Annotated in this window: 31 protein-coding genes and 1 tRNA gene; 15 read left to right on the forward strand and 17 right to left on the reverse strand. The window is 43.4% G+C overall.

Translation table 11 applies throughout. The features are described from left to right. Window positions 1–71 precede the first annotated feature (71 nt). The gene (hisS, locus tag YH65_RS06920; RefSeq protein WP_046551235.1) at window positions 72–1,283 is read left to right on the forward strand and encodes a histidine--tRNA ligase; all 1,212 of its coding nucleotides are present in this window, start codon (window positions 72–74) and stop codon (window positions 1,281–1,283) included. On the opposite strand, the gene YH65_RS06925 is transcribed toward hisS, so the two are convergent. The 4 genes from YH65_RS06925 to YH65_RS06940 are packed head-to-tail and all read right to left on the reverse strand — an operon-like array spanning window position 1,280 to window position 4,653. Beyond that, on the reverse strand, window positions 1,280–1,855 hold the full coding sequence (locus YH65_RS06925; RefSeq protein ID WP_046551236.1) for an ABC-type transport auxiliary lipoprotein family protein: 576 nt from the start codon (window positions 1,853–1,855) through the stop codon (window positions 1,280–1,282). The two genes, hisS and YH65_RS06925, sit on opposite strands and share 4 nt — an antisense overlap. Continuing rightward, a complete protein-coding gene (locus tag YH65_RS06930; protein ID WP_046551237.1) occupies window positions 1,852–2,763 on the reverse strand; it encodes an MlaD family protein in 912 nt (303 codons plus the stop codon). The genes YH65_RS06925 and YH65_RS06930 overlap by 4 nt, the downstream gene beginning before the upstream one ends. Beyond that, on the reverse strand, window positions 2,756–3,553 hold the full coding sequence (locus tag YH65_RS06935) for an ABC transporter ATP-binding protein (RefSeq protein WP_046551238.1): 798 nt from the start codon (window positions 3,551–3,553) through the stop codon (window positions 2,756–2,758). Before YH65_RS06935 ends, YH65_RS06930 begins: the two co-directional genes overlap by 8 nt. Continuing rightward, complete coding sequence (locus tag YH65_RS06940) at window positions 3,550–4,653, reverse strand: ABC transporter permease (RefSeq protein WP_052746126.1); 1,104 nt, start codon at window positions 4,651–4,653, stop codon at window positions 3,550–3,552. Before YH65_RS06940 ends, YH65_RS06935 begins: the two co-directional genes overlap by 4 nt. A 72-nt stretch (window positions 4,654–4,725) precedes the next feature. Here YH65_RS06940 and speA point away from each other — a divergent pair, with 72 nt between their 5' ends. From speA to YH65_RS06960, 4 genes are all read left to right on the forward strand, one after another. Then, window positions 4,726–6,600 carry a biosynthetic arginine decarboxylase gene (gene speA / locus YH65_RS06945; RefSeq protein WP_046551239.1) on the forward strand — a complete coding sequence of 625 codons (1,875 nt, stop codon included), beginning with the start codon at window positions 4,726–4,728 and terminating at the stop codon, window positions 6,598–6,600. Next, window positions 6,597–7,298: a serine O-acetyltransferase gene (gene cysE / locus YH65_RS06950; RefSeq protein WP_046551240.1), complete on the forward strand. Its 702-nt coding sequence runs from the start codon at window positions 6,597–6,599 to the stop codon at window positions 7,296–7,298. Before speA ends, cysE begins: the two co-directional genes overlap by 4 nt. A gap of 83 nt (window positions 7,299–7,381) precedes the next feature. Beyond that, window positions 7,382–8,551 carry a pyridoxal phosphate-dependent aminotransferase gene (locus YH65_RS06955; protein ID WP_046551241.1) on the forward strand — a complete coding sequence of 390 codons (1,170 nt, stop codon included), beginning with the start codon at window positions 7,382–7,384 and terminating at the stop codon, window positions 8,549–8,551. After that, window positions 8,529–10,760, forward strand: a complete 2,232-nt coding sequence (locus tag YH65_RS06960; protein ID WP_046551242.1) for a patatin-like phospholipase family protein — start codon at window positions 8,529–8,531, stop codon at window positions 10,758–10,760. Before YH65_RS06955 ends, YH65_RS06960 begins: the two co-directional genes overlap by 23 nt. Before the next feature lie 7 nt (window positions 10,761–10,767). Here YH65_RS06960 and YH65_RS06965 read toward each other — a convergent pair whose 3' ends face one another. Further along, window positions 10,768–11,322 (reverse strand): DedA family protein, encoded by a 555-nt coding sequence (locus tag YH65_RS06965; protein WP_046551243.1) that lies wholly within the window; start codon window positions 11,320–11,322, stop codon window positions 10,768–10,770. A gap of 62 nt (window positions 11,323–11,384) precedes the next feature. Here YH65_RS06965 and YH65_RS06970 point away from each other — a divergent pair, with 62 nt between their 5' ends. The 5 genes from YH65_RS06970 to YH65_RS06990 all read left to right on the forward strand — a co-directional run bounded on the left by YH65_RS06970 (window position 11,385) and on the right by YH65_RS06990 (window position 14,949). Next, window positions 11,385–12,299 carry an AEC family transporter gene (locus YH65_RS06970; RefSeq protein WP_245609179.1) on the forward strand — a complete coding sequence of 305 codons (915 nt, stop codon included), beginning with the start codon at window positions 11,385–11,387 and terminating at the stop codon, window positions 12,297–12,299. A 78-nt stretch (window positions 12,300–12,377) separates the two neighbouring features. Then, window positions 12,378–12,650 (forward strand): type II toxin-antitoxin system Phd/YefM family antitoxin, encoded by a 273-nt coding sequence (locus tag YH65_RS06975; protein WP_046551244.1) that lies wholly within the window; start codon window positions 12,378–12,380, stop codon window positions 12,648–12,650. 5 nt (window positions 12,651–12,655) lie between these two features. Then, window positions 12,656–12,991 (forward strand): type II toxin-antitoxin system RelE/ParE family toxin, encoded by a 336-nt coding sequence (locus YH65_RS06980; RefSeq protein WP_046551245.1) that lies wholly within the window; start codon window positions 12,656–12,658, stop codon window positions 12,989–12,991. 9 nt (window positions 12,992–13,000) lie between these two features. After that, window positions 13,001–14,242, forward strand: coding sequence for a saccharopine dehydrogenase family protein (locus tag YH65_RS06985; protein ID WP_046551246.1), 1,242 nt, complete (start codon window positions 13,001–13,003; stop codon window positions 14,240–14,242). Next, the gene (locus tag YH65_RS06990; protein ID WP_245609180.1) at window positions 14,239–14,949 is read left to right on the forward strand and encodes a TIGR02453 family protein; all 711 of its coding nucleotides are present in this window, start codon (window positions 14,239–14,241) and stop codon (window positions 14,947–14,949) included. Before YH65_RS06985 ends, YH65_RS06990 begins: the two co-directional genes overlap by 4 nt. Here YH65_RS06990 and pgeF read toward each other — a convergent pair. Beyond that, the gene (pgeF, locus tag YH65_RS06995) at window positions 14,946–15,716 is read right to left on the reverse strand and encodes a peptidoglycan editing factor PgeF (RefSeq protein WP_046551247.1); all 771 of its coding nucleotides are present in this window, start codon (window positions 15,714–15,716) and stop codon (window positions 14,946–14,948) included. The two genes, YH65_RS06990 and pgeF, sit on opposite strands and share 4 nt — an antisense overlap. A gap of 62 nt (window positions 15,717–15,778) precedes the next feature. On the opposite strand from pgeF, the gene YH65_RS07000 reads away from it, so the two are divergent. The 4 genes from YH65_RS07000 to YH65_RS07015 all read left to right on the forward strand — a co-directional run bounded on the left by YH65_RS07000 (window position 15,779) and on the right by YH65_RS07015 (window position 18,125). After that, window positions 15,779–16,915 (forward strand): FtsW/RodA/SpoVE family cell cycle protein, encoded by a 1,137-nt coding sequence (locus tag YH65_RS07000; protein ID WP_046551248.1) that lies wholly within the window; start codon window positions 15,779–15,781, stop codon window positions 16,913–16,915. Window position 16,916: 1 nt separating this feature from the next. Continuing rightward, window positions 16,917–16,993, forward strand: a tRNA-Ile gene (locus YH65_RS07005). A gap of 365 nt (window positions 16,994–17,358) precedes the next feature. Then, on the forward strand, window positions 17,359–17,661 hold the full coding sequence (locus tag YH65_RS07010) for a hypothetical protein (protein ID WP_046551249.1): 303 nt from the start codon (window positions 17,359–17,361) through the stop codon (window positions 17,659–17,661). 5 nt (window positions 17,662–17,666) lie between these two features. Then, entirely contained in the window at window positions 17,667–18,125 is a 459-nt protein-coding gene (locus YH65_RS07015) for a nucleotidyl transferase AbiEii/AbiGii toxin family protein (RefSeq protein ID WP_046551250.1), read from the forward strand. 105 nt (window positions 18,126–18,230) lie between these two features. On the opposite strand, the gene YH65_RS07020 is transcribed toward YH65_RS07015, so the two are convergent. The 6 genes from YH65_RS07020 to YH65_RS07045 all read right to left on the reverse strand — a co-directional run bounded on the left by YH65_RS07020 (window position 18,231) and on the right by YH65_RS07045 (window position 20,434). Next, window positions 18,231–18,506 carry a type II toxin-antitoxin system RelE/ParE family toxin gene (locus YH65_RS07020; protein ID WP_046551251.1) on the reverse strand — a complete coding sequence of 92 codons (276 nt, stop codon included), beginning with the start codon at window positions 18,504–18,506 and terminating at the stop codon, window positions 18,231–18,233. Continuing rightward, window positions 18,496–18,750 carry a type II toxin-antitoxin system Phd/YefM family antitoxin gene (locus tag YH65_RS07025; RefSeq protein WP_046551252.1) on the reverse strand — a complete coding sequence of 85 codons (255 nt, stop codon included), beginning with the start codon at window positions 18,748–18,750 and terminating at the stop codon, window positions 18,496–18,498. Before YH65_RS07025 ends, YH65_RS07020 begins: the two co-directional genes overlap by 11 nt. Before the next feature lie 36 nt (window positions 18,751–18,786). After that, window positions 18,787–19,116 carry a type II toxin-antitoxin system RelE family toxin gene (locus YH65_RS07030; RefSeq protein WP_046551253.1) on the reverse strand — a complete coding sequence of 110 codons (330 nt, stop codon included), beginning with the start codon at window positions 19,114–19,116 and terminating at the stop codon, window positions 18,787–18,789. Continuing rightward, window positions 19,097–19,372, reverse strand: a complete 276-nt coding sequence (locus YH65_RS07035; RefSeq protein ID WP_046551254.1) for a ribbon-helix-helix domain-containing protein — start codon at window positions 19,370–19,372, stop codon at window positions 19,097–19,099. Before YH65_RS07035 ends, YH65_RS07030 begins: the two co-directional genes overlap by 20 nt. A gap of 443 nt (window positions 19,373–19,815) precedes the next feature. Next, the gene (locus YH65_RS07040; RefSeq protein ID WP_046551255.1) at window positions 19,816–20,139 is read right to left on the reverse strand and encodes a hypothetical protein; all 324 of its coding nucleotides are present in this window, start codon (window positions 20,137–20,139) and stop codon (window positions 19,816–19,818) included. Further along, on the reverse strand, window positions 20,129–20,434 hold the full coding sequence (locus YH65_RS07045; protein WP_046551256.1) for a type II toxin-antitoxin system prevent-host-death family antitoxin: 306 nt from the start codon (window positions 20,432–20,434) through the stop codon (window positions 20,129–20,131). Before YH65_RS07045 ends, YH65_RS07040 begins: the two co-directional genes overlap by 11 nt. A 235-nt stretch (window positions 20,435–20,669) precedes the next feature. On the opposite strand from YH65_RS07045, the gene YH65_RS07050 reads away from it, so the two are divergent. After that, entirely contained in the window at window positions 20,670–21,002 is a 333-nt protein-coding gene (locus YH65_RS07050) for a hypothetical protein (protein ID WP_169745667.1), read from the forward strand. 105 nt (window positions 21,003–21,107) lie between these two features. Here the strand turns inward: YH65_RS07050 and YH65_RS07055 are convergent, their stop codons facing one another. The 5 genes from YH65_RS07055 to pglC form a co-directional block, all read right to left on the reverse strand. After that, window positions 21,108–22,601, reverse strand: a complete 1,494-nt coding sequence (locus YH65_RS07055; protein ID WP_342666044.1) for a polysaccharide biosynthesis protein — start codon at window positions 22,599–22,601, stop codon at window positions 21,108–21,110. Window positions 22,602–23,073: 472 nt separating this feature from the next. Further along, window positions 23,074–24,183 carry an aminotransferase class I/II-fold pyridoxal phosphate-dependent enzyme gene (locus tag YH65_RS07060; RefSeq protein WP_154806481.1) on the reverse strand — a complete coding sequence of 370 codons (1,110 nt, stop codon included), beginning with the start codon at window positions 24,181–24,183 and terminating at the stop codon, window positions 23,074–23,076. Next, window positions 24,180–24,806 carry an HAD family hydrolase gene (locus YH65_RS07065; protein ID WP_052746128.1) on the reverse strand — a complete coding sequence of 209 codons (627 nt, stop codon included), beginning with the start codon at window positions 24,804–24,806 and terminating at the stop codon, window positions 24,180–24,182. Before YH65_RS07065 ends, YH65_RS07060 begins: the two co-directional genes overlap by 4 nt. Then, window positions 24,790–25,746, reverse strand: a complete 957-nt coding sequence (locus tag YH65_RS07070) for an ATP-grasp domain-containing protein (protein ID WP_046551258.1) — start codon at window positions 25,744–25,746, stop codon at window positions 24,790–24,792. Before YH65_RS07070 ends, YH65_RS07065 begins: the two co-directional genes overlap by 17 nt. Beyond that, a complete protein-coding gene (pglC, locus tag YH65_RS07075) occupies window positions 25,736–26,341 on the reverse strand; it encodes an undecaprenyl phosphate N,N'-diacetylbacillosamine 1-phosphate transferase (protein WP_046551259.1) in 606 nt (201 codons plus the stop codon). The genes YH65_RS07070 and pglC overlap by 11 nt, the downstream gene beginning before the upstream one ends. Window positions 26,342–26,353: the final 12 nt, after the last annotated feature.

Consider the following 26,353-nt stretch of genomic DNA (forward strand, 5'->3'; position numbering starts at 1 on the left):
ATCAATTATTTTACAGGAGGTGGATAAACCCACCCTGCACGATATAAATTTCGTGTTTTAAAGGACACCTTATGATCAACCCTTTACGTGGCATGAAAGACCTTACCTTTGAAGAGTCAGAACGTTTTGAATATATCATCAAAACAGCCATTGGCATAGCCAAACGTTACGGCTACAGCTACATTGAGACCCCTATTCTTGAAGAGACGGCACTCTTCAAACGTTCCGTAGGTGACAGTTCCGACATCGTCAGCAAAGAGATGTACCAGTTCGAGGACAAAGGCGGCAATGATGTCTGTATGCGCCCCGAGGGGACTGCCGGTGTGGTACGTGCTTTCATCTCGGCCAAACTCGACCGCCAGCCTGTCAAACAGAAGTTCTACTACTACGGACCGATGTTTCGTTACGAAAGGCCGCAGAAAGGACGTTTAAGGGAGTTCCACCAGTTCGGTTGCGAAAGTTTCGGAGAGGCATCTGTCTATGAAGATTTCACCATTATCGTAATGATCAGCCAGATCTTCAAAGCGCTCGGCATCGGCTTTGAACTGAAGATAAACTCCCTTGGATGTCCCGAATGCATGCCTCCCTATAGAAAGAGCCTTGTCAGCTTTCTGACGGAGATCAGTGAAGAACTGTGTGCGGACTGCAACAGAAGAATAGGTACGAACCCCATCCGCGTGCTCGACTGTAAGAACGGGAAGTGCCAGTCTCTTTTGACAGACTCTCCCAAACTCATCGAGAATCTCTGCGGAGCCTGTGACAGTGACTTCAACAAACTTACAGCACTGCTCGATGATGCCGGCATTGCCTATGAAGTCGATACCAACCTGGTCAGAGGCCTGGACTACTACAACAAGAGCGCTTTCGAGTTTGTCAGTAACGAGATCGGTTCTCAGTCGGCCATTGCCGGTGGCGGGCGTTATGACAAACTGGTAGAGTACCTCGATGGGAAACCCACACCGGCTGTCGGCTTCGCCATCGGTATCGAGCGTATCATGGAACTGGTGCAGATGCCCAAAACAAAGAAAGAGGGTTATTATATGGGTGCCATGGTACCTGAAGCCATCGAAAAGATCATTATGCTCGGCAACCAAAAACGTACCACAGACAAAGTGACGGTCGAGTACAGTTCAAAAGGCTTCAAAAGCCATATGAAGGGGGTGGACAGAGCCCAGGCACGTTATGCCCTGCTGATCGGTGAAGATGAGCTCAAAAACGATACAGTCTGGCTAAAGGACCTGGAAACAAAAGAGGAAAAGAATATCCCCCTCAGTGAAGTTTAACGCAGCCAGTGTATTAGATCCTTGCTCAGCTTTGCCATGATACGGTTGGTCGCTTCAACATATCCCCTGGCATCAATAGTAGGCGTAGGTTCCCGGTAACTGAATCTTTTCGCCTTTATCAGCTTTCCTGTCTCGGCATTCATCAGTGTGAACTGTATGGAGACAACAGCGTAGGAGGCTTCTCCTCTCACATGATGTGAAAAGTCAAAGACCGTGGCCTCAAGACGCAGATTTTCCTTAACATCCGACATATAGGGGACGACTACTTTAAAGAGTTTTGCATGGGAAAGGGTCTGAATGATATTGCCCTGAAGCAGCCTTCCTGCATCGTTGGACCAGCGTGAGTTAAGATAGCTCCCTCTGTCTGTCAGAGAATAGGAGTAATGCATTTCGTCAGCCAATTTCTCATTCAATGCCACAGGGTAGGAGACTTTGAGTATCTTGTTACGATACTGAGCCGAAGGAACTGCCGATACGGCAGGAGTCACCAGCGTATATACCTTCATGACAGGTGCCTCTTTAAAGCTGCATCCATTCAACAGTAAAAATCCCAATAACAATACAATTCTCATTCTCCCGGCCCTCTTCTTTGTTTTCTCGATTTGAACAGTATATTGCTAGGACTTTGCTGCAGTTCCCGTGTCAGGTCCGTCAACTGTTCGGTAAGGATGCCGATATCCACCAGCATCGGTTCAAAAGTTTCTTTGATATTGTAGTCACCTCTGTTGAGGCTTTTTTCTGCTAGCAGTGTCAAACGGTTGAAATCTTTTGCTGCTCTCTGCAGTGATTTTAGTGCAGGTACGGTGTTTTCCGTGATACGCGTAAAATTACTGCTTGCCGAATGGATATCATCATTGAGTTTGACCGCGGCATTTTTGTAGACCTGCATGGTTGTATTGAATTCATCCAGTGTAACGACAGCTTTGGCAGTCATTTGATCCGTATTTTCAAGAATACTTCCAAAAGTTTCAATATTCCTGTCGCTCATAATCTTCTCGGCTTTTTCGATAAGTACACTCAGGTTCTCCGCCATATTGCCAAGACCTTTACTGGTTTTATTTAACCATGAAGGCTCTGTCTGAATGATCGGGATCTCCCCGTTTTTGGGTTTCAGCAATTTCGATTTATTCGTCCCGCCCTCGATCTCAATAGCTAAAAGTCCGGTGATGCCGAGCATCTCAGTATGTGCTTTCATATCCTCTTTGATAGGTACATCCGAGCGTATCTTTAAAAAAACCTCTATCTGCTCTATATTGTCAGGATTGATGCGTATCTCACTGACACGTCCCACATCCACGCCCCTGAGTCTTACTGTCGAGTCCTTCGAGAGTCCGGAAATGGACTCTGTCATCTCGAGCTTGTAAAGATTATATTCATTTTTGATGCCGTATTTGGCAAGCCAGAAGGTAAAGGCCACAAGCCCTGCACCAAAGAGCAGTACGAAAATACCGACGATCGTGTAATTGACTCTGCTATACATCTTTCACCCTGTTCTGATCTAACCTGTCCATGTACTTCTCTTTCGTATATTCATTTTTAAAGAAATCTTCAACAAAAGGATGTTGAGATTGTAACACATTTTTTAAAGTTCCTTCTGCTACGACATGTTGGTCAGCCAAAATAGCCATCCTGTCCACGATGCTGAAAATACTGTCAAGATCATGTGTGATCATCACGACCGTGATCCCCAGCATATCACGCAGTTCGACAATAAGCGCATCAAAATTACGTGCACCGACCGGGTCGAGTCCCGAAGTGGGTTCATCAAGAAAAAGCAGTTTTGGCTCCATTGCCAGAGCCCTTGCAAGCGCAGCCCTTTTTATCATACCGCCACTGAGCTCAGCAGGATAAAGAGAGCCTACATGTTCATCCAGGCCCACCAGTGCGATCTTTGAACGTACCAGTTTGTCACGCATCTCTTTACTGATTTTCGTATACTCTTTGAGCTGCACCTCTATATTCTCAGCAATGGTCATGGAAGAATAAAGCGCACCAAACTGAAATAGCACTCCCCACTCCCTTCGTAACTGCTGTGCTTCCCGGTAAGAGATACCGTTAAGGCGTTTCCCCAGTACGGTTACTTCACCGGCATTAGGTTCAAGCAGCATGATCATCTCTTTCATCAGAACCGATTTTCCCGCACCACTCTCTCCAAGAATGGCAAAGATCTCATTCTCTCTGATCTGCAGCGACACTCCGTCATGTACGGTCCGCGGCCCAAAACGCGTGACAATATCTTTGACTTCAATGACCACATTTCCCTGATTCATAGGTTAAGCTCCGTATAGATAACAGAGAAGAGTGCATCAAAGGCAATGACAAGAAAGATGGAATTGACCACGGAAGCAGTGGTCTGCAAACCGAGACTCTCGGTATTATCCGAAACCTGGAAGCCTCTGAAACATCCTATAGCAGCAATGACAAAGGCAAAAACCGGCCCCTTGATCATCCCGAGGATGTAATGCTTGACCTCCAGCACTTCGTAGAGTCTGTCCACAAACTGTGCCATGGAGATATTCAGTTCCATCTGCGAAGCGACCATACCTCCGAATATCCCCATGATATCCGAAAAGAAGATCAAAAGAGGCAAAGCGATGATCAGCGCGAATATCCGCGGCACTACTAAAAAAGTATAAGGATCAAAACCCATTGTACGCATTGCGGCGATCTCTTCTGTGATCTTCATGGCTCCGATCTCAGCCGTATAGGCAGAGCCGCTACGCCCCGCTATAACGATCGCTGTCATCAAGGGACCAAGTTCACGTACCATGGAGATGCCTACCGTATCGACGATGAAGATATCTGCACCGAACTTCGCCAACTGCACCGCTCCCTGATAGGCGATGACCATCCCAACAAGAAAAGAGGTCAACCCGATGATCATCAGGGCATTGAAACCGGAGTGGTGGATATGATAAACCATCTCCTTGATACGAATATTCCTGGGATGGAACAGTACATTAAACAATGTGAAAAAGAGATGCCCCAGAAACGTAATGAGATCTTTGATATCTCCCAGGACTACCAGAGTACTTTTACCAAGCTCTTCAAAGAAACTCGTTTTACGTTCCGGGACCTTTTCGATCATATGCTTCCTGAGCAGATCATACATCTCTTTCTGGCTCTCGGAGTATCCAACAAGCTCAACAGCATTTGTTTGCTTCAGTTTGTCATAATACTCCATGAAGAGCAGTACACCCGCACTGTCAAATTCCTCCACGCCGGAAAGGTCCCACACTACACTTTTTCCCACAGATATATCGCTTAATTCTTTTTCGATCTCGGGTACGGTAGCAAGTGTCCACTCCCCCTTTGATGCGATCCTGATCTGCTGCGGGTCTTCCCTGTAGGTTACATACTCCCTGTTCATATGCTTATTATAGGTAAGATTGGATTAAGTTTTGCTATAATTACCCCCACTTAAACGCAATGGGATAAAACAATGAAAAATTTCGGTCTGGATATCTGGAGTGATGACAACTTCATCATTAAAGGTGATACCGTCAAGATCAACCATGCCAATCAACCTTCTTTGCTGCAGATCACTCAGGAGATCAGGGAAAAAGGGTACAAAGGTCCTCTGCTGCTGCGTTTTCCCCACCTCATCCAAAAACAGATCTCCACACTCTTCTCCACTTTTGAAGAAGCCAAAAAAGAATTTGGGTACCGGGGGAATTTTCATGCAGTCTTCCCACTGAAGGTCAACCAGTTTCCCAACTTCATCCATGCACTCATCGATGTCTCTCAACACTACGATTACGGTCTGGAGGCAGGCAGCAAGGCGGAACTGATCATCGCTATTACAAAAACCCCTCTGGGCGCTCCCATTACCGTGAACGGGTTCAAAGACAAAGAGATGATCTCTCTGTGTTTCATTGCTGCAAAAATGGGCCACAACATTACCGTAACCATCGAGGGGCTGGGAGAACTCGAAACAATCATAGAGGTCAATGAGGAGTTCAATAAAGATTCCGACATCCCAGTCTCTCCCAAGATCGGTGCACGTATACGTCTTCATAGTTCCGGTATCGGGATTTGGGCAAAAAGCGGCGGATATACCTCCAAGTTTGGCCTTACCTCGACCGAACTTCTCGAAGCCTACGGGATGCTTAAACAACACAAACTTCTCGACCGCCTCTGGATGATCCATTTCCATATCGGGTCACAGATGGGAGACATCGCACCTCTAAAAAAAGCGCTCAGGGAAGCGGGGAACATCTATGCCGAACTCAAGAGACGCGGTGCGGACAGCCTCACCGCCATCAATATCGGCGGTGGTCTGGCAGTCGAATACTCCCAGCACGGCAGCAGTATAGAGAGGAATTATTCCTTGCGTGAATTCGCCAACGATGTAGTCTACCTGATGCAGGAGATCGCCAAACGCAAAGGGGTAGAGGAACCCGATATCTTCACCGAGTCCGGACGCTATATCGCCGCATCTCACTCCGTACTGATCGCGCCGGTACTTGAACTCTTTTCTCAGGAATATCATAAAAAAGCACTGCGTCTCAAAGAGAAGAATCCGCCACTGGTTCAGGAACTTCATGACCTTTTCAACACCATCAACAGGAAAAATGCCAGAGAATACCTGCATGATGCCCTGGACCACATGGAATCCCTGCTGACCCTTTTCGATCTGGGTTACATTGACCTTGAAGACCGCTCCAATACGGAGATACTGGTGAACCTCATTATCAAAAAAGCGATCTCCCTGCTCAGAAACGAAGGTTCGGGTGAGCTCAAAAAACTCCAGGACCGTATACAGGAGAGATACCTGGTCAACTTCTCTCTCTTTCAGTCTCTGCCGGATTTCTGGGGACTGGCACAGCAGTTCCCCGTGATGCCGCTGGACAGGCTCGACACTACCCCCACCAACCCCGCAAGCATATGGGATATTACCTGTGACTCTGACGGGGAGATAGGATTCAACCGTGAACTGCCGCTCTATCTGCACGATATCGATGTCAGTAAAGAAGAGTATTTTCTTGCCTTTTTCCTGACCGGTGCCTACCAGGAGGTACTGGGCATGCAGCACAATCTCTTCACCCACCCCACCGAATGCGTGATCAACTTCAACCAAGACGGCAGCTATAGTATCGATGACCTGATCGAAGCGCAAAACCTTATGGATGTACTCGATGACCTCGATTACGATACCGGCATCATCGACAAAGCACTCAAATACCAGATAGAAGAATCCAATCTCATCTCACAGGAAGAAAAGAGAGAGCTTTTGGGTAAACTTTATCTTTATTTAAGTGAAAACAGTTATCTTAAGACCATTCAGGCACAGAACGAACAAGGACAAGCCAAGTGAACATATTCAGTCTCATCAAAGAGGATTTTCTCAATGTCAAAAGAAACGACCCTGCTCTGCACTCAACCTTTGAACTCTTTTTCAACTATCCTGGTCTCTGGGCACTCTTCTTTTACCGTTTCGCACACACACTGTATAACACTGGACTGAGGTTTCTGCCGCGATTCATTTCGGCCGTTGGGCTATTTCTTACTACAATCGACATTCACCCGGCAGCCAAACTGGGAAGAAGGGTCTTCATCGACCATGGTGTCGGCGTCGTCATCGGGGAGACGACTGTTGTCGGAAACGATGTCATCATCTATCAGCAGGTCACACTGGGCGGCGTAAGCACCAGTAAAGGTAAGCGCCACCCTACACTGGAGAACAATGTCGTCATCGGCGCAGGCTCCAAAGTCCTGGGCAACATTACTATCGGGGAGAATTCCAAGGTAGGAGCCAACTCCGTGGTCGTCAAAGATGTTCCCCCAGATTCTACGGCCATCGGTATCCCGGCGCGTGTACTCAAACGAGGCTATGACAAGACTCCACTGAGCCACAACAAGATCCCAGATGTCAACAAAGAGATCTTCGAATACCTTCTCAAGCGCATCGAAGTACTTGAAGAGGCCCTGCCAAGGACCAAGCAGAGAGATATCAAAGAGAAAGACCATAAACTTGAAGAGCTGTATGACAACTTCATTCACAGTATGGAATAAAGAGTTACTGCATTCAACCCTTTTGAGAACTTTCTAAACCACTTTTGGCTATAATAATTGAATTTATTTTTAAGGGTTATAACATGTTATCAGACCGCATACAGACACTGTCATCATCATTGACCATCGCCATCTCTTCACTGGCAAGAGACCTCAAAGCACAGGGCAAGGATGTTCTGAGCTTTTCTGCAGGAGAACCGGATTTCGGTACCCCAAGACGCATCAAAGACGAGGCGATCAAAGCCATCAACGACGGTTTTACACAATATACTGCCGTACCGGGTATTCCCGAACTGCTTGAAGCGATCGCAGGCAAGCTCAAGAGAGACAACGGACTTGAATATGCACCGTCGGACATTATTGCCAGCAACGGTGCGAAACATTCACTTTTCAATCTCTGCCAGGCACTCATCAATGAAGGGGATGAAGTGATCATCCCTGCCCCCTACTGGGTCACCTATCCCGAGCAGGTCAAATATTCCCAGGGGGTTCCTGTCATCATCGAGACGGATGAGACAAACAACTTCAAGATCACCGCAAAACAGCTCAAAGAGGCGATCACACCCAAAACGAAGATGCTCATCCTGACCACACCGTCCAACCCTACAGGGTCGATCTACTCCAGGTCGGAACTCGAAGCGATCGGAGAGGTGCTCAAAGGCACCGAGATCATCGTAGCCAGTGACGAAATGTATGAGAAACTCGTGTATGGTGTTGAATTTACCGCTACAGCAAGCATCTCTGAAGATATGTTCCAGAGAACTGTAACCATCAACGGACTGAGCAAATCGGTTGCCATGACTGGATGGCGTTTCGGCTACCTTGCATCTCCGAACAAAAAGCTGATCTCTGTCATGAACAAACTGCAGAGCCAGAGTACCTCCAACATCAACTCCATTACCCAGAAAGCGGCGATCCCGGCACTCAACGGTGAAGTCGATGATGAGATCGAGATGATGCGTACCGCATTCGAGGCCAGAGCAAAAGAAGCGACAGAACTCATGAATGAGATCGATGGCCTGAGCGTGCTCAAACCCGAAGGTGCCTTCTACCTCTTCGTGAACATCAAAGATATCAGCAACGACTCTATCACCTTCTGTAAAGAGCTGCTTCAGGATGTCGGTGTCGCAGTCGTTCCAGGCATTGGATTCGGATCGGAAGGTTACTTCAGGTTCTCTTTCGCAACAGATATTTCAACCATCCGTGAAGGAATCAGACGTATCGAAAAGTTTGTGCAGCAAAAGAAAGCATAAATCAAAAGAAGAGTGCGGGACACTCTTCAACTATATAAAAGGTATTCCTCTGAAAACACTCTCACGCTTGATACTCCCTCTTCTGCTTCTTTACCCTATTTCCCTCTGTGCAAAAACCAAAGAAGTCAACTTTTCCATGGTCATCAGCGGGGGTGTCAGTCTCGGTGCTTATGAAGCCGGCTATAACTGGGCAATGATACGAATGCTCAGTGAATTGAGAGAAAAAAAGATCGGTGTGCATCCTGAGCTACGCTCACTTACAGGTGCTTCCGCCGGTTCCATCAATGCACTGATCTCTGCAGCCTACTGGTGCCAGAAACCCTCTAAACCAAAACTTAACACCATTGACAACAATCTTTTTTACAATACCTGGGTTGGCCTGGGGCTTGAAGATCTCATCATCAAAGGCAGAGATGCAACGAACAAAAGTACCCTCTTTACCCGCAAGGAACTTAATAAAAAAGCTGCAGCGATCGTTGCACATTTACAGGAGCCCATCTACCGTAAAGGCTGTGAAGTTCCTTTAGGTTTTTCTCTGACCAAAGCCAAACCGATGATCGAAAGATTTCAAGGAATAGAGATTAAAAACCAACACTTTTCTGCTCCCTTCACTTTTAGAGAAAAGCAGGGGAAGATACAGATTATTAATAAGAATATGCCAAAGAGCAATGATTTCTACCTTTCCATTCCCGGTATTGAAAACAATATATCTAAGATAATCCCTGTACTCTTTGCCTCTTCTGCATTTCCCGGTGCTTTTGAACAAGTCAAACTGGACTATGAGTATAATAAGAAAAAATATTCAAGTTATTTCATTGACGGCGGAGCTTATACCAACCTGCCTCTTCAACTGGCCATAGAACTGGACAAAAGAGCCAAAAAGTTCCTCTTTATCGATCCGAACAATGTGAGGGGGGAAAACTGTAAAAACAAGTGCGGCGTACTGTGTACGGAATCCAAAAAGAAAAAAGAAGAGGAGCGTGAAGAGATCCCTCTAGGTTTTTTTCATTCTAACGGTCTGCCACTGCTCAGCAGTCTTGACATTTTCCAATCTATGAAGCTTTACGAGGCGATCAACCGCTATTTCAAAAATGACCCCTCCTATTCACTCATACTCTCTTCCCGCCATCACCCCATCACCGGTGAGTTTCTGGGGCATTTCGGTGCCTTTCTTGACAAAAATTTTCGAATCTATGACTACCATGTCGGTGTCTATGATGCCATTTACCATCTTGCAAAGACACTGAGAAGCAAAGGCTACGCAGAAGAATATACCTCTCAGATTGCTTTAATGGACCACTTCAAACAGATACTGGGAATAGATAAAAATCCTCAGGCAAAAAATGCCTATGATCTTTTTGTGCAAACAGAATGTCAGCACAGAACACCTTCAAAGCCCAGTATGTTTCTTGCCATCTATAAAGCTTTCAACCTGAAGAAAAGTGACAAGAAGAGATATACACTCAAAGAGTTTGAACAATTTCTTTCAAAACTTGATCTCACACAGTTACCTCATTCTCAGAAGGAAAACTTTCTGTACTACGCCAAAAAAGATATCAAACACTGGTACAAACGCCCTATGCGTTATATTGTGACACGCATAGCCACCCTGGAGAACGAACGGGCAAGGATCCTTACTGAACGTGATGCAAATGGCAGCAATACAAGAACCTCGCGTATTATTGCTAAAGCAACCAGTATTGCAGTATGGACAGGGAATACACTGGTTAAAGAGAAAGAGGGATTCCACTTTCTTCCTCTTAATGCCCCTGAAGAGGAAAAAAACAGTACACTTTATACGGCTCTAAGGCTCCTGCCCAGCGAAATAGCCTTTGACAATACCCTGAGTACCGGCATCAGTCTGGGGTACAGTGCCTTCTGGTATAAGGATTTAGGGCCGTTCGACGGATTAGAGGCCAAACTTTCCTTTGTCCATGAGAAAAGGGAAAATGATTTCCTCCATCTGGATGTCAATGCATTCTACGATTACAATGAATTCATGACACTCGGAGGGGGATTAACGCTGTTCGGCAATACACAGGGGTCTTTTTATAACCGTGAAGATCTTTATGGTTTTAATACCTATATCGATCTCATGGAGATCTTCCGCTTGACCTATGTAAAACGATATACAGAGGGGGATCATCAGGATTACCTTTTCTTCGGTATCAAAAATATACCAAGCCTTATTTACTGGCTGAATAGATAAAAAACGACTATCGTCTCTTTGTAAAGTGTGTCATCGCATACCAGAGTGAGCCCAGGAATGCTACGGCTACCAGAGGAGCGATCCAGGGTTTAGCCTGCACATAACTGAACATAGCAATGATCGTTTCACTTGCATAGTAGGCACTCAGCCCTATTGTCAGGATAAAAAGTATTGTCGCAAATATATTAAAGAATATAAATTTTTTGAAATCAAATTTCGAAAGCGCCATTGAAATCGGCACCAGTGTCTTCACCCCGTAAAGGAACTTCTGAATGAAGATCGCTGCGACCCCGTATTTGCGCATGATGAGCGTGGCAAGAGCTATTTTTCGTTTATGCTTTGCAAAGTAGGGCCGAATGTCTTTCTTGTGGTATTTCCCCAGATAGAAGAGAAAATTGTCCCCCATGAAATTTGCCACCATCGCCACAACCAGTGCCGTGGTCAGGTCCATATGCCCCATGTAGGAGAACACACCCGCCGCCGCTACGATAAAAAGGGAGCCACCGAAAGAGAAAAAAGCAACTGCCAGGTATCCCCAAGTCTCCAGAGAAGAAAAATCCATAAAATGCATCCTAAAATTAATTCAGGAATGATATCTAAAATATGTTAATGTATAATATCTCTATGATAAGTACACTTCTCTCTATTATATTCGTCTATGTTTTCATCGTCCTTGGCTACATGGCCAAACGTATTTTCAAAGAGGATATGAGTACCAAAACACTCACACTCATGTCGGTATATTTTCTGCAGCCCTTTGTGACCATCTGGGGCTTCAGCACTGCCAAACTGCATACGGAACATGTCTATGTGCCACTGCTCTACCTGGGGATCATCTTTACTTTACTGCTTCCAACCATCCTGCTGGGTAGAATAATATTTGAAAATATAAAAGACCGTGCCATCTTCTCTATTGCAGGTTTTGTGGGCAATACAGGTAATATCGGTATTCCCCTTGGCATTGCTCTCTTTGGCGAACAGAGCGTCATCTACACCACCCTCATCAATATCGCCAATGTTTTTGTCGTCTACATCATCGGAGTTTACATCTACTCACGCGGCTCCTTCAGCATCAGAGACTCTCTGTTCAACATCATCAAAATTCCCATCATCCCTGCATCCATCATTGCTATATTTATAAATATTAATGATATACAGCTCTCCCCTCAGATCGAAGAATTCTTCAAAATGGGTGCTTATGCCGGCATCGTGCTTCAACTCTTTCTGCTGGGTACTTTCCTGCAGGGCATACGTATCAGAGAGCTCCATCCCAAACTCTTTCTGGGAACAGTCAGCCAGAAGTTTATTCTTGTCCCGGCAGCCACAGCATTCATTCTCAACCTGACCGACCTGCCGCTTTTCGTTCAGGGCGTCATCTTCATGGAGATGATGACTCCGCTTGCCGTAGCCAACATCAACCTTGCATCCCTCTATGACTGCAAACCCAAAGATGTGACCTCCCTCATACTCATCACTACCCTGCTCTTCATCCCCATACTTTTTGTACTCACTTATATCATAGATCATTATTACCTTTAGGGTACCTCTAATAATTTAATACCAAATTAAAACTAAATTCAGTACAATAAAACAAATTAATTATAGAAAGGGTACTGTATGAACTTAAGTCAGGATATTAAACCGATCAGTTTTCTCAAAGCCAAGACGGCCGATGTCATCAACACAGTCACAGAGACCCAGAGAAGTATGATCATCACACAGAATGGCGAGGCAAAAGCGGTTGTACAGGATATCAAAAGTTATGAAAATTTGCAGAACAGCCTTGCCCTGCTGAAAATGATCATCAAAAGTGAACGACAGATACGGGAAGGCAAACTCATCAGACAGGCAGAGGTATTTGATCAAATAGAAGAAAAATACTTTAAGTAAGCCGCATGAAGAATTATGAAGTCCTATGGACCAAAGAGGCTTCTCTTGACTTGGAGAATATTATTGGCTACATTTACGAAGAGAGTCATACAATTGCCAAAGAGGTGTACTTTGCTATCAAAGAGCACTGTTCCACCCTGGAGCATTTCCCCCTGAGAGGGAGAGTGGTCCCTGAAATGAAAACACTGGGGATTCTCGACTACAGGGAGCTAATCTATCAACGGTGGCGCATTATGTACACCATAGAAACGCAAAATGTCTATCTGCTTCTTATCATTGACAGCAGGCAGGACATGCAGGAACAGCTCATAACGCGTTTTATAAATTCAGAACTTAAATAGGAGTCAACTATGGTATCTACTAAAAAAACCCTTATCATCGGTGCCGGCGGTGTCGGTAACGTTGTTGCTTTCAAATGCGCTATGAATGCCGATACTTTCGGAGAGATTACACTGGCGAGCCGAACGCTAAGCAAGTGTGACGATATCGCTGCGAACGTTAAAAAGAAAACCGGTGTGGAAATCAAAACCGCACAGGTCGATGCGGACTCGGTCCCCGAACTCATTGAGCTTATCAACCGTACCGGAGCCAACATCGTCATCAATGTCGCACTCCCCTATCAGGACCTGACCATCATGGATGCCTGCCTGGAGTGCCAGGTCGATTACCTCGACACCGCCAATTACGAACACCCAGATACTGCCAGTTTCGAATATAAGGAACAGTGGGCAAGAGATGCCGAGTACCGAAAGAGCAACATCATGGCGCTACTGGGAAGCGGTTTTGACCCGGGCGTGACCAATGTCTTCTGCGCCTATGCCCAGAAACACTACTTCGATGAGATCCACACCATCGACATCCTCGACTGCAATGCAGGAGACCACGGCTATCCTTTCGCCACCAACTTCAACCCGGAGATCAACCTGCGCGAGGTCTCTGCAAAAGGACGCTACTGGCAAAAAGACGACAATGGAAAGGGCACGTGGATCGAAACAGAACCCATGGAGATCAAGCAGGTCTGGGACTATCCGGAAATAGGACCCAAAGACTCCTACCTGCTCTACCATGAAGAGATGGAGAGTCTGGTCAAACATATTAAAGGACTCAAGCGTATCCGCTTCTTCATGACTTTCGGTGAGAGTTACCTGATGCATATGAAAGCACTTGAGAATGTCGGGATGCTGAGTATCGAACCGGTCGAGCACAAAGGCCAGAAGATCGTGCCCATCGAATTCCTCAAGACCCTGCTTCCTGACCCCGCAAGCCTCGGGCCGCGTACCAAAGGCAAGACCAACATCGGTATCTTTGCCAAAGGGGTCAAGGACGGCAAGGAAAAAAGTGTGTACATTTACCAGGTCAGCAACCATGAGAAGTGCTATGAAGAGGTCCTCTCCCAGGCGGTAAGCTATACGACAGGTGTCCCCGCAATGATCGGGGCTAAACTGATGCTTGACGGTATCTGGGAAGGTAAAGGGGTCTTCAACATGGAACAGTTCGACCCCGATCCCTTCATGGTAGAGCTGAACAAACAGGGACTTCCGTGGAAAGTCATGGAACTTGATGCCGATGAAGACCGCAGAGTGGATGCATGATGCCCTTCAAAGGTTTCCCCAAAGAGGGTCTTGACTTTCTCAGTCAGATCATTGTCAACAACTCCAAAGAGTGGCTCGATACCCATAGAGAGGAGTATGAACGTTTTATCGTAGCACCGAACAAGGCCTACGTTAAGGAGATGGGAGAACACTTGCAGATACTCGTCCCCACCATCCATGCCATACCCAAAACGAACAAGTCACTTTTCCGTATCTACCGCGATGCACGCTTTCACCTGAATGATCCCATCAAAACACGTATCGGCATCATCTTCTGGCAGGGAGCCGGACACCGTATGCAGAGCAGCAGTTTTTACATGCACTACGATCCGCATGAAGTTTTCGTAGCCACCGGCATACGCAACTTCAAACCGACCCTCCTTGCGGCTTACAGAGAATATATCCGGAACGACGAACGGCGCAGCGAGCTTCACGCTATTCTAGAAGACCTCAAAGCCAAAGGCTACCTTCTTCCCGAAGCAAAGTACAAACGCATGCCAAGAGAGTGTAATGCCGATGATCCCCACAGCTATCTCTACCTTATGGGAGCCATCTACGCCTACACTACATTCCCTCCCGACAAGACTTTCCACTCAGAGGCTATCATAGACAGGAATTTTAAAATTTATGAGGATATGTCCGATCTTCAGCAGTGGCTTTACGAACTGACGCTGCATTGTGACACAAATGCGGATGTGTTCCGTTAATCCTCCATCTTCAATCCAATCAGGCTCATAAACCTTCCGCTGCACCCCTGCTCTTTTCTGTAAGAAAAGAAGGAGTCCACTTCGCAGGCGGTACAGACACCGCTGAGCTCTATATTGGACTCCAGGAGACCCGCTTTTCGCAACTGATGGTGATTGACGGCAGGCAGGTCGAGCATATACTTCTCCCCTTTTTGCTTCAGCGCTTCAGGACTTTCAAAAAAGTGCTTTGCCACATTCCTGCCCACTTCATAACAGCATTTTCCTATGGAAGGGGCTATCCCTGCCAGTATGTCGGCAGGGTCTGACCCGAATACCTCAACCATTTTTGCTACGGTCTTGAGCGCTATCTGTGAGCGTGTCCCTTTCCATCCCGCATGCACGGCAGCCACGACTTTCTTCTTTCTGTCGCACAGAAGTATCGGCACGCAGTCCGCTGTCAGTATCACCAGCATGACACCGGGCAGGCCGGTGATCAGTGCGTCACTGTCGGCAACGGCATCTTCAAGTGCTTCCCATCCTTTTGTCGCAGCTTCCGTTATCACCGTGATGTGGTCACTGTGTGTCTGATCAGCAACGACAAAATAGGCTTTTTCACTCAGATCAAGTTCCGAGATGATCTTCTGGCGGTTGGCAACTATCTCGTCCAGTGCCTCTCCCGTATGCAGCGCCAGGCTCAAGGCATAGGGTTCGTTCGGGTCTTTTTTGGTGACGGCATGCATGCATCCGGGCTCGTTTGAGAGATTTTTAAAACGGTAAAAATCGATCATTCCTAACTATTCCTTCCTTAGAAGCTTTTCGATATAATACCCTAAAAATTGCAGGGCTGTATATGTTCGACTACGACAAACGGATTTTCAAGAACTTTTCCTATCTTCTGATCCTTCAGCTACTGCCCCTCTTTTTTATCTCATCCTACCTTATTTATGAGATCAATCAGCACCTTTTCCAAAAACAGATGTTCTACTACGGTATTGCCGCTGTTGCTTTCACTGTTGCCGCACTTATCCCATGGAGACGTATTCTCTGGTGGTTCGCGCCCCTCTTCTATGTGGTAAACCTTGCACTGCTGGTAGCCGTTGAATTTGTCGGAAAGACCATTCTTGGCGCACAAAGATGGATTGAGATCCCAGGCATCGGCATCACCATTCAGCCTTCAGAGTTCATGAAAGTGAACGTTATTATGATGCTCGCCTATCTCATTTCCAAAAAACCGCCTCCACGGAGCGGTTATGGTCTCATAGGCTTCTTTGTCCTTTCTCTGGTCATCATCATCCCCTTCGTTGCCATCGCCAAAGAACCGGATCTGGGAACGGCCCTGGTACTGCTTCTTACGGGGTACGGTATTCTTTTCATCATCGGTATAGACTGGAAGATATGGGTCACCATCTTTCTGCTTGCCGGTGCCGCTGCTCCCGTGGTCTATGAGCATGGCCTGAAACCCTATCAGAAGAAACGTATCCACGATATGATCAACAAGCCAAGCTATCAGGTACGCCAGGCGCTCATCGCCATCGGTTCGGGAGGCATAGAGGGCAAAAGCAAAGAGGAGGCGACACAGACACAGCTCAAGTTCCTGCCCGTTTCCTCTACGGACTTCATCTTCGCCTACCTTGGAGAGAGATTCGGCCTTAAAGGCATGGTCACGGTCATTTCCCTCTATATCCTGCTGATCCTCCACCTGCTCTGGCTTTCAGCCAAATACAAACGGGACTATCTTATCAAAACCTTCTCTTCCGGCCTGGCGTGGCTCTTCTTCGTCTACATGGGAGTCAATGTCTTTATGATCATCGGTCTTGCCCCTGTTGTAGGACTTCCACTGCCTATGTTCAGCCACGGAGGGACCTCATTTATTATTTTTGCCGTAATGTTCGGGATTTTACAGAATTTAATTGCCTTCAAAGACTATAATCGCTATACTTCTGACGCAAAAATAAGCATGCAGCCCAAAACTGCAAAACAAAAATAACGGGTCTTTAGCTCAGCTGGTTAGAGCACTCGGCTCATAACCGAGTGGTCCGGGGTTCGAGTCCCCGAGGACCCACCACACATAACTCCCTAAATTACGTTACCCACACTTTTGGCACTCAACCCTACAAAACTGGATAAGCTGGTTACAGAGTTCAATATTTCACCGCTTAAAGCCTATTATCCCTACTTGTATGTAGGTGCAATCTACCTGAAAGTATTCAACGGTCTCCTCAAGGTCTTTTCTTTGGACTTCATGCAGCCATCGCACAACTATACATTTCTCTCAATACATCGTACTCCATCGGTGTTGCCATCATTGCTCCTTGTGTTGAAATTGAGCTAAAAGCAAACTCACCGTTTGCGATAGATTTAGCCACTTTTCTCTCTTCCTCAAAACTATGCTATAATAATCAAAAACAATCTTAATGAAAGGAGGCGGATATGCTTCAGTACAGACGGCGTAATTCTACAGCACCAGTACCTACTCGGCGATCGATCCGCCATCCACTATTAACTTATGTAAATTGGTCGTATGATCAAAGTCAGCATATTGATGCGCAGAGATTAAGTCAACTCCTTAGACGGTTTGATGAGACTTACGGGCATATCTACATAAGACTGTTTAATGAAGTACCAAGAGATATTATTTTTTCTTTTATGCAGCAAGAGAGAATCGAAGAAAACAGGCTTGATCATATTTATCATGCAATGAATCGTCTCGGTGCTGATCTTAGACCATTCTAACCGAAATGAATACCTATAACTTTTCTTCCCAATCGGAACTTTTCCAAATAGCTTTGGAGATCCTTGATGACTATGACATTCGTTCATGGTCCTTTGGTGGTGGAACCGCACTCTCTATGCTCTACTATCAACACCGCATGTCTTATGACATCGATATCTTTCTTGAAGACTACAGTGAAATACAGAAAATCATCAGATTTCAAGAAGAGATAGCCAACAACCTTGGGATAGACCCCTTATTGATCCAATCTTCTTCTACCGGTGTGACTTTTATTATCGATGATGCCGACTATGGATTAAAAATGGATTTTGTCTACTCTGAATCACTTACAAAAGATCCATTTAGTTATATGCAGGTATTCGGCATAGATAATATAAAAGTACAAACGGCAAAAGAGATCATCTCCAAAAAACTCAAGTACCGGGAAAAAGCTACAAAACTGGATATCTTCGTTTTACTGTAGCCATATTCATACGCTCTTCGTATATTTTCATTTCTGTTTATATCTTTATCCTGTTCAAAAATGCATGTCTAGGAAAAATTGCACTTGTTACTTGAAGTGACAGTCTTAATATACATCATCGTGACTGCCAATATCGATAGGGATGATTTCATTATCTACTACTAAAAAGTCTATGACCACTCTATACTCCATATTGATCGATACAGAAAAATACTCATTGAGGTTACCTTCTAGTTTATGCAGCCTGAGAGAGGGGTGAAAAGGATCCACTTCCAGTATGCTCATAGCTTTTGCATATCTTGTAAACATATCCGGATGTTTTTTAAGAAATTTTTTAACACGTTTTTTATACGCATCCGTAACAATGATCTTATAGTTCATCTTTAAGCTCAGCTATATGCTCTGCAGCATTCTGTGCTTTATAGTTACCTTTTTCTATGTCGTTCATTGTTTGCATATAGGCCAGATCCAATTCATTGGCTCTAAACTCTTTATATCGTTCCATATCAAGGACAACGTATTTGTCTTTACCTCGTACATTAATGATGACTTCATCAAACTTTTTAAGGAGGCTGTCAAATAACGATACACCTCTCTGTTTTACTTCATTGGCTGAAATTGTCACAATAGTATCCTTTAAAGTACTTTTAAAAGTATTATATCATAAATTATATGCCTTAAGTATTTCATTTATTCTTTCATCAGAAATGTTTTCCAATTCTGTTTTGGAGTACATTGCCATGAGGTAAAGATTATTCTCATCATCTACATAGTAGTAAACAACTCTAAATCCGCCACTCTTCCCTGTAGGTACAGAAGAGTTTTTCAAACGTATTTTATAACAGGCATTTCCAAGGTTTACACCACACTTGGGATTCTCTTGTAACTCACTTTCCAAAATCCGAAGATCACTCGCTATACCCTTATACTTCTTATGCAGTTTTTTGACATCTTTCGCAAAACTCTCCAGGCTAATGATTTTCAAGTTCATCTATCAGACCATTCAAACTTTGTATCTCTTTATCCTTTTTCGAGCTGCGTATTTCTTGTAACTCTTGTGCTGCATTTTCAAAATTATCATAAAATAGTTTTGATTTCTGCTCGGAAATATATGACTTTATCGCTTCCGTGATGATATCGGTTCTATTCACAGAGTATTTTTCTGTAAATGCATCTATGTCATCTACGAGGTACTTCGGAAGTCTCAATCCAACTTGCTGCTTTTCCAACTGTTCTACACTAAGCATACCATAACTCCTTACTATTTGTTTTACAATATTATATATTATTTATATACATATGTCAACTCTCTTGCTATTCACCCTGTACACGCACTACCTCTTCTACCCATCCACAGTAACTACGTTGCCTGTTCGGATCGACTCCAAGATCTTAAACGTCATCTTGGTTGTATTGTAAATACTCTCAAAACTAGCGAAGACGGTTGATGTATCAAAGTTTCCCTGAAAACTTATGGCAGGTGTTCCGCTCTTCATAGAAGTTTTAAAGGCTTCGAACTCACCTCTGAATCCTTAATTAAGTTTTGTTCCTTAAACAGGGTCAGCCCCCTTGTCTTTTATAGGTTTTATGGCCATTTATAACTCCTCGAGATTTATTGTCCCAAACATGCTAGTCCAAAAGGTTAGAAGTGTCTTTGATATGACAAAAACAAATATTTTAGATACGTGTTTTATAGTCCTATGCCACTATCAACCAGGCGGCGATACGCTTCATCATAAACGATACCGCCGGCTCTTGGTCCGACAGCAATCAGTTCCACTATCTGTATTTCGTTATTTTTGACACGTATGACCATTCTTATCGTGGCATTTGCAATATATATTTTTCGACATTCCGAAAGTAGATTGTCTCCCAGGTTTTCAAGGGGAAGACTTACAAGAAAAGGATTGACCTTTAATTTTTCTATGTAGGCATCCACTTCTAAAAACTCGTCATCAGACAATGCTTCCAGATCTTCAAAAACTTCCGGATAATACTGGATCTTAAATGGCATGCTTTATCTTTGACCTTCTCTGTTTTGCATATTCATCATAATCGAGCAGTTCTCTTTTGCCATCACCTATACGCTCATGTACCATTTGCTGAATACTAAGATCTTCTGCTAAGTTCGCCAGCATTTTAATACGTTCATATTCTGCGATGCTGATCACAACGGCTTCTGGTTTATTGTTCTTTACAATAGCAAGTTTTTCAACACTTCCTTTAATGATCTTGGAAATAAAACCACCAAATCCTTTTGCAAATTCTGTTGAAGGGATCAGCTCTTCTGTTGTATAAGAGACTTTCATAAAAATCCTTTTAAATTCTTTATTATACGTATAATAGCACGTACAATGTTAAGTGTTCATTAAAATAGTTCAGTTGTTCTAGTTCCTCATCGATTGACAATGTGATACATACCAGGATATATTATTCTATGCTTCCGTGCCATTATGTCACCTTTATGAGATACAAAGAATATAGCAGAATTATTTAAGTTTTATTCCCTAAGTGGGGTCAGACCCCTTTTCCGGTACCGCACCCTTGCCTCATCGCCATATCACAGAGACTATTACGGCTCTTGGCGGTACCAAACTCAAAGATGCCAATGCCATGGCACTGCGGCTTGCCGGACTCTTCCCTGATGAACATATGTTGAAATTCAATCTTCATGGAATCAAACTGGAGTTTTTTGCAGCATCCTCACCACTACAAAAAGAGATCGTCAAAACAGCATCGGTCCAACCCTACAAAAATAGCAAACTGCATATCCTTGATCTGCAATCCATCGCAAAACTCAAACTGATTGCAATAGTATCCTTTAAAGTACTTTTAAAAGTATTAAATCACAAATTATTAATTTACAACAATTTCTAATGCCCCGTAAGGAAATCCCCTTAGGATACACCCACGACTTGTCCAAGTCGCATCGATTTGAGTATCTTAAACTCAGACCCCTTTTCCTTCCACTTTTCCACAAGGCTAAGGTTTATGATCAAACTCCGGCACGATCTCTTTAAGTTTGCCGAGTTTGTTTTCTGTATTCAACAGCTCTTCAATGTCATGATTCAACTTCCCAATATCATAAGAGGTTCTTTTACCCACCATAATAGATTCATATTTTGTTTTGCTTTCCGCATCATCGATCAGCAGTTCTTCATAGAGCTTTTCTCCCGGTCGAAGTCCGGTAAAAACTATCCCGATATCATCACGACCTGAAAGATCGATCATTTTTTGGGCAAGGTCCACGATCTTTACCGGCTCTCCCATATCCAAAATAAAAATCTCTCCTCTTGTCCCGATCGCACCTGCCTGAAGTACCAGTTCACAGGCTTCAGGTATCAGCATAAAGTATCTGGTGATATCAGGGTGTGTTACAGTAATATCCTGCCCCTTTTCGATCTGTGCCATAAATTTCGGTATCACAGATCCACTACTTCCAAGAACATTACCAAAACGTACAGCAACGATATCCGTTCCGTTACCAAGTGAATTTTGGGCATAGAGCTCACAAACTCTTTTAGTCGCTCCCATGACATTTGTCGGCCGTACTGCTTTGTCTGTAGAGACCAGAATGCACTTTTGGACACCATGTTTGATAGACATATCAATAATATTTTTAGTTCCTAAAATATTGTTAACGATCCCTTCTTCGATGTTCGCTTCCACCATAGGCACATGTTTATAGGCTGCAGCGTGGATGACGATCTGCGGTCTGTAGCGCTCAAATGTTTTTTCCATATCTTCTCTATTGACCACAGACTGCAGCACAGGAACAATCTCCACATGGTTACGCTTTTCCAGTTCCTGTTCAATACTGTAAAGATTATATTCACTATGATCGATCAAGATCAGTTTTTGGACACCAAAGTTTTGGCATTGTCTTGCGATCTCACTTCCTATACTTCCACCTGCCCCAGTGATCAGGACAACTTTTTCTTTTAGGAACCCGACAATCACCTCTTTATCCAGATCCTTCGGGTGGCGTGCCATCAAATCTGCGACCGAAAGATTTTTCAACTGACTTGCAAAATCTTTCTCCCTGAGTATCTCGTCCATCGAAGGAAGTATCTTTATCTCTTTAAAATAGTCACCCAGTCTTTCATAGACCTCTTTTATTCTTTCCTGTGGTGCACTGGGCATAGCGATGACAAGCAGATCACAACGGCCATACTGATCTATTTTGCTTTCCAATTTCTTTTTGGAGAGGACATCTATACCATCTATGGATCTTTTCTGCATCTTCTTGTCATCATCGACAAAATATCTGACTTTATACTCACTGTCCCTAAATTCCTCTTCAAGTTTCGTTCCTGCTTTTCCTGCACCGTATATCACAACATTTTTTGTCTTCTCAACATGGCTCCTGTTGATCAGAAAATAGTAGAAATAGACCATAAAATTAATGACAAAAAGATAAAGCAGAAGTTCAGATGTTAGAAATGAGATACTGACATGGCCGTAAAAAAAAGGCATATAAACCATAAATGCCGCGACATAAACCACGCTTTTTAACAGGAATGTTTTGACAGAAGATTTTGACCAGGAGAGTGAATAATCTTTGAAAAAAGCAGTGATGCAAGCATGCGTACAGCTATGACTATCAGTACCAGATCCATGTCAAAAGGCAGATGAAAGATAAAAAAAGTCCACCAGAACGTACCCAACGTCAACAGAGCGATCACTAAAAAGTTTGCTATTCTTTTATCAATAAGTAAAATAGTAAGCCTTTTTTTATATAATATATAATCTATTTTTGTTAGAGTGTAGAATAGCAATTTTTTTAAAAAAAATCTGTAAGAATAATCCTACAAACCAAAATTTAAATCTAAAATTCAATATTTTAAGAGGGAAAAAAGCTCACTTTATTGGCTTTATTATTTTATCCGTCCTTATTTATTAATCAAAAAATATTTCACTAAACAGGATACCCACATTCAGTAGCTGATCAAGACTGGATCCCCTTCTTTATCAGGTCACATACCCTTTTTACATCATTTCTGTCCATCCGTGTTCCACTTGGAAGACAAATACCTCGTTCAAAAAGTTCTTCCGATACTCTATTCAAAACACTTTGGTTCTCTTTAAAAAGAGGCTGCATATGCATTGGCTTCCATAAAGGCCTGCTTTCACAACCATCTTCATCAAGCTCGGCTATGATCTTATCAATATCTACATCTTTTTTGAACAGCAGTGTTGTCAGCCATCTGTTACCATGACTTCCGGCTAACTCCGGCATGAATTCAACATCAATATCTTTTAATTCTTCTTTGTACCATTCAAACACTTCTCTTTTTTTCTCTACTCTATCTTCTATCACTTCCATCTGCCCCACACCTATGGCAGCGAGTACATTGCTCATACGGTAGTTATATCCATACTCTAAATGTTCATAATGCAGATACGGCTCTTTAGCCTGCGTACTGTAAAAGCCGGCTTTTTTTATCCATTCTGCATTATCACTCACAAGCATACCTCCACCGCTCGTCGTCAGTATCTTGTTACCGTTAAAGGAATAGATACCGAAATCTCCAAAAGTTCCTGTATGTTTGCCATTATAGGTAGCACCCAGTGACTCTGCCGCATCTTCTATGAGATAAACACCATATTCTTTACAGATTACAGCTATCTCTTCTATTTGCGCGGACTGTCCATAAAGATGGGTGACTATCAAAGCTTTTGGTTTTTTTTCACAGCTTTCAAGATATTCCTTCAAAAGTACCGGATCAAGATTCCAGCTCTCTCTTTCACTGTCTATGAAAACCGGAGTCGCATTTTGGTACAGGATCGCAGATACTGAACCGATGAAGGTGAAAGTAGATGCCAAAACATCATCGTCTTTCCCTACTCCAAGAACGCGTAATGCCAAATGAATGGCAGCCGTCCCACAAGTTACAGCAAGGGCATTTTGCGCACCGGTATAGCTGCAGATCGACGCTTCAAATTTATTGATATACTCACCGATCGGAGCGATATAGTTGCTTTTAAATACTTCATCAATATACTTCTGCTCATTGCCGCCCATATGCGGCGGGGATAAAAAGAGTCTTTGTTTCACTTCATTTCCTTTAAAATATTCATTATCTCTGTTCTGTCAGCGACTTCATACATCGCATCACTATCATATTCTTTGTAAATTCCTACCGGATTTTTATATCTGATACTTTTCCAACCCAGTCTGTTTGGTGCGATAAAGTCTTTTTTCGGATTGTCGGAAACATAGACAAAACTGCTTTCCTCTTTAAATTTCTCCATGACCATTTCAAATGGCTTCAACTCGGGTTTTTTCGTATGATGAAAATCCGTAAATATCGGATAATCAATATAATTCTCCAGCCGTAACGCTTTAAACTTGTTTTGCTGCATCAAATAATATCCGTCACTTATCAATGCAGTATGATACGTTTGACTGAATTTCAACAATTCCTGACTTTCGGCAGGAAGATTGATGTCTGGCTGATGAAATCTGTATATTTCTATCAACTTTTGTAAAGAAATATCCAAATCGAATGTATCTATCAGGTCATTAAATACTTTACCACTTCCATCTTTTACAAAAGTGTCAAACATAAAATCATAATACTGATCATTACCCAGGTATTCTGCTATTTCTTTAAATCCACTTTTTACGAATTCTACTTCATCATAAAGTGTATCATCCAGATCAAAGACTATTACCATTTACAATCACCTCTGCATCATATCTCAACATTATATTTCCATCAGTCCAGCTTTCATCATATTCCAAATCCATACCAAGATAATCCTTGATCAAATACTCCGCAAAATTGGCTCCTGACAATGGAGAAAGTGGATAACCACCACCGAACCGGGGATTGATCTCGATGAACACCACCCTATCATCTGTTTTGAACAGTTGTACAGTAATACACCCATAAGCACCATCTAACGAACTACACAGTGTTTTAACATCTTTGATGATGTTTTCATCTTTGACTGTTTTTGCTTTGCTGACCTCGCCTGCCCTTACCTCAAGTCTCTGTCTCGGCACTACCGAGATCACTTCACCTTTTTTATCGATGAACACATCTACCGTATATTCATCACCTTCTATAAACTCCTGAAATACATAGTTTTCATCTTGTGCCAACTCTTTTGCAGTATCCAGTGAATTTACAATCTGAGCCCCTATGGAACATGAAGAGTTGTTGAGCTTTGCAAAAATAGGATAACTGCTCTCTTCGATGTTCTCAACACTTCTTGGCGTATCAAAGCCGTTATCGACAAAAAACTTTTCTGTAGAGTCTTTCAGGTAAAATGTATCGCAGATCTCTTTGGAAGAGATCGCTATAAATATATTATCTTTTAAAAACTCATCTTTGACATCAGCCAATATGTGCAGTTCAGTATCGATAGTGGGCACAATAATGGAAATATTCTTATCTATACAGTAATTCTTCAATATAGACAGATATTCTTTATCGGTAACTCTTGGTACCTCCAGAAAGCCATCAGAAATCTGACAGGCACTGCTTAAAACAGGATTCATATCAGTAGTATATACTTTTCCGTTTTCATTAAAAGCTTTAAGTGTATCCTGGAAATTTCTGACCAGACTGACTCTTCTTCCTGCACTCGTTATCAATATATTATTTATCATCACTTGTTCCTTTAAATACTTCCATAGTAGCCTGCCCCTCCTGGCTTATATCGCTGCGTTTTACCACTTTCAGAAATGTCATCCAGAGTATCTTCATATCAAGCCAAAAAGACTGGTGGTCCACATACCAGACATCATACTCGAATTTCTGCTCCCAGCTTATGGCGTTCCGTCCGTTCACCTGTGCCCATCCGGTGATGCCGGGTTTTACATCATGTCTTCTCTTTTGCTCTTCGCTATATAGAGGCAGGTATTGTATTAAAAGTGGTCGAGGTCCTACAAAGCTCATGTCGCCTTTAAGCACATTGAAGATCTGTGGCAGTTCATCAAGAGAAGCACTGCGTATAAACTTACCGATCCCCACAAGTCTTTGTTCATCAGGCAGAAGCTCACCATTTTCATCTTTATCATTTGTCATCGTCCTGAATTTATAGATACCAAAGATCTTTTCATGCAATCCCGGTCTTTGCTGTCTGAAAAATATGGGTCGCCCCATTTTAAGCCATATCAACAATGATACGATCAGATATATTGGGGAAAACAGCACGATAAGGACAGATGCCAAAACAACATCAAATACACGTTTTACATTCATATGCTCAATACC

This window comes from Sulfurovum lithotrophicum (genome assembly GCF_000987835.1).
Classification (GTDB): Bacteria; Campylobacterota; Campylobacteria; order Campylobacterales; family Sulfurovaceae; genus Sulfurovum; species Sulfurovum lithotrophicum.

Bases quoted from the DNA above. Each gene is read 5' to 3' on its own strand.
- YH65_RS07055 (WP_342666044.1), bottom strand. From the start codon at position 22,601: ATGCCTTTTTTTTACGGCCATGTCAGTATCTCATTTCTAACATCTGAA.
- YH65_RS07040 (WP_046551255.1), bottom strand. From the start codon at position 20,139: ATGCCATTTAAGATCCAGTATTATCCGGAAGTTTTTGAAGATCTGGAA.
- YH65_RS07030 (WP_046551253.1), bottom strand. From the start codon at position 19,116: ATGAACTTGAAAATCATTAGCCTGGAGAGTTTTGCGAAAGATGTCAAA.
- YH65_RS07010 (WP_046551249.1), top strand. From the start codon at position 17,359: ATGCTTCAGTACAGACGGCGTAATTCTACAGCACCAGTACCTACTCGG.
- YH65_RS06925 (WP_046551236.1), bottom strand. From the start codon at position 1,855: ATGAGAATTGTATTGTTATTGGGATTTTTACTGTTGAATGGATGCAGC.
- YH65_RS06965 (WP_046551243.1), bottom strand. From the start codon at position 11,322: ATGGATTTTTCTTCTCTGGAGACTTGGGGATACCTGGCAGTTGCTTTT.
- hisS (WP_046551235.1), top strand. From the start codon at position 72: ATGATCAACCCTTTACGTGGCATGAAAGACCTTACCTTTGAAGAGTCA.
- YH65_RS07070 (WP_046551258.1), bottom strand. From the start codon at position 25,746: ATGATAAATAATATATTGATAACGAGTGCAGGAAGAAGAGTCAGTCTG.
- YH65_RS06935 (WP_046551238.1), bottom strand. From the start codon at position 3,553: ATGAATCAGGGAAATGTGGTCATTGAAGTCAAAGATATTGTCACGCGT.
- pglC (WP_046551259.1), bottom strand. From the start codon at position 26,341: ATGAATGTAAAACGTGTATTTGATGTTGTTTTGGCATCTGTCCTTATC.
- YH65_RS07000 (WP_046551248.1), top strand. From the start codon at position 15,779: ATGTTCGACTACGACAAACGGATTTTCAAGAACTTTTCCTATCTTCTG.
- YH65_RS06940 (WP_052746126.1), bottom strand. From the start codon at position 4,653: ATGAACAGGGAGTATGTAACCTACAGGGAAGACCCGCAGCAGATCAGG.
- YH65_RS07035 (WP_046551254.1), bottom strand. From the start codon at position 19,372: ATGCTTAGTGTAGAACAGTTGGAAAAGCAGCAAGTTGGATTGAGACTT.
- YH65_RS06990 (WP_245609180.1), top strand. From the start codon at position 14,239: ATGATGCCCTTCAAAGGTTTCCCCAAAGAGGGTCTTGACTTTCTCAGT.
- YH65_RS06985 (WP_046551246.1), top strand. From the start codon at position 13,001: ATGGTATCTACTAAAAAAACCCTTATCATCGGTGCCGGCGGTGTCGGT.
- YH65_RS06930 (WP_046551237.1), bottom strand. From the start codon at position 2,763: ATGTATAGCAGAGTCAATTACACGATCGTCGGTATTTTCGTACTGCTC.
- YH65_RS07045 (WP_046551256.1), bottom strand. From the start codon at position 20,434: ATGAAAGTCTCTTATACAACAGAAGAGCTGATCCCTTCAACAGAATTT.
- YH65_RS07015 (WP_046551250.1), top strand. From the start codon at position 17,667: ATGAATACCTATAACTTTTCTTCCCAATCGGAACTTTTCCAAATAGCT.
- YH65_RS07065 (WP_052746128.1), bottom strand. From the start codon at position 24,806: ATGGTAATAGTCTTTGATCTGGATGATACACTTTATGATGAAGTAGAA.
- YH65_RS07020 (WP_046551251.1), bottom strand. From the start codon at position 18,506: ATGAACTATAAGATCATTGTTACGGATGCGTATAAAAAACGTGTTAAA.
- YH65_RS06955 (WP_046551241.1), top strand. From the start codon at position 7,382: ATGTTATCAGACCGCATACAGACACTGTCATCATCATTGACCATCGCC.
- pgeF (WP_046551247.1), bottom strand. From the start codon at position 15,716: ATGATCGATTTTTACCGTTTTAAAAATCTCTCAAACGAGCCCGGATGC.
- YH65_RS06980 (WP_046551245.1), top strand. From the start codon at position 12,656: ATGAAGAATTATGAAGTCCTATGGACCAAAGAGGCTTCTCTTGACTTG.
- YH65_RS06970 (WP_245609179.1), top strand. From the start codon at position 11,385: ATGATAAGTACACTTCTCTCTATTATATTCGTCTATGTTTTCATCGTC.
- YH65_RS06975 (WP_046551244.1), top strand. From the start codon at position 12,378: ATGAACTTAAGTCAGGATATTAAACCGATCAGTTTTCTCAAAGCCAAG.
- speA (WP_046551239.1), top strand. From the start codon at position 4,726: ATGAAAAATTTCGGTCTGGATATCTGGAGTGATGACAACTTCATCATT.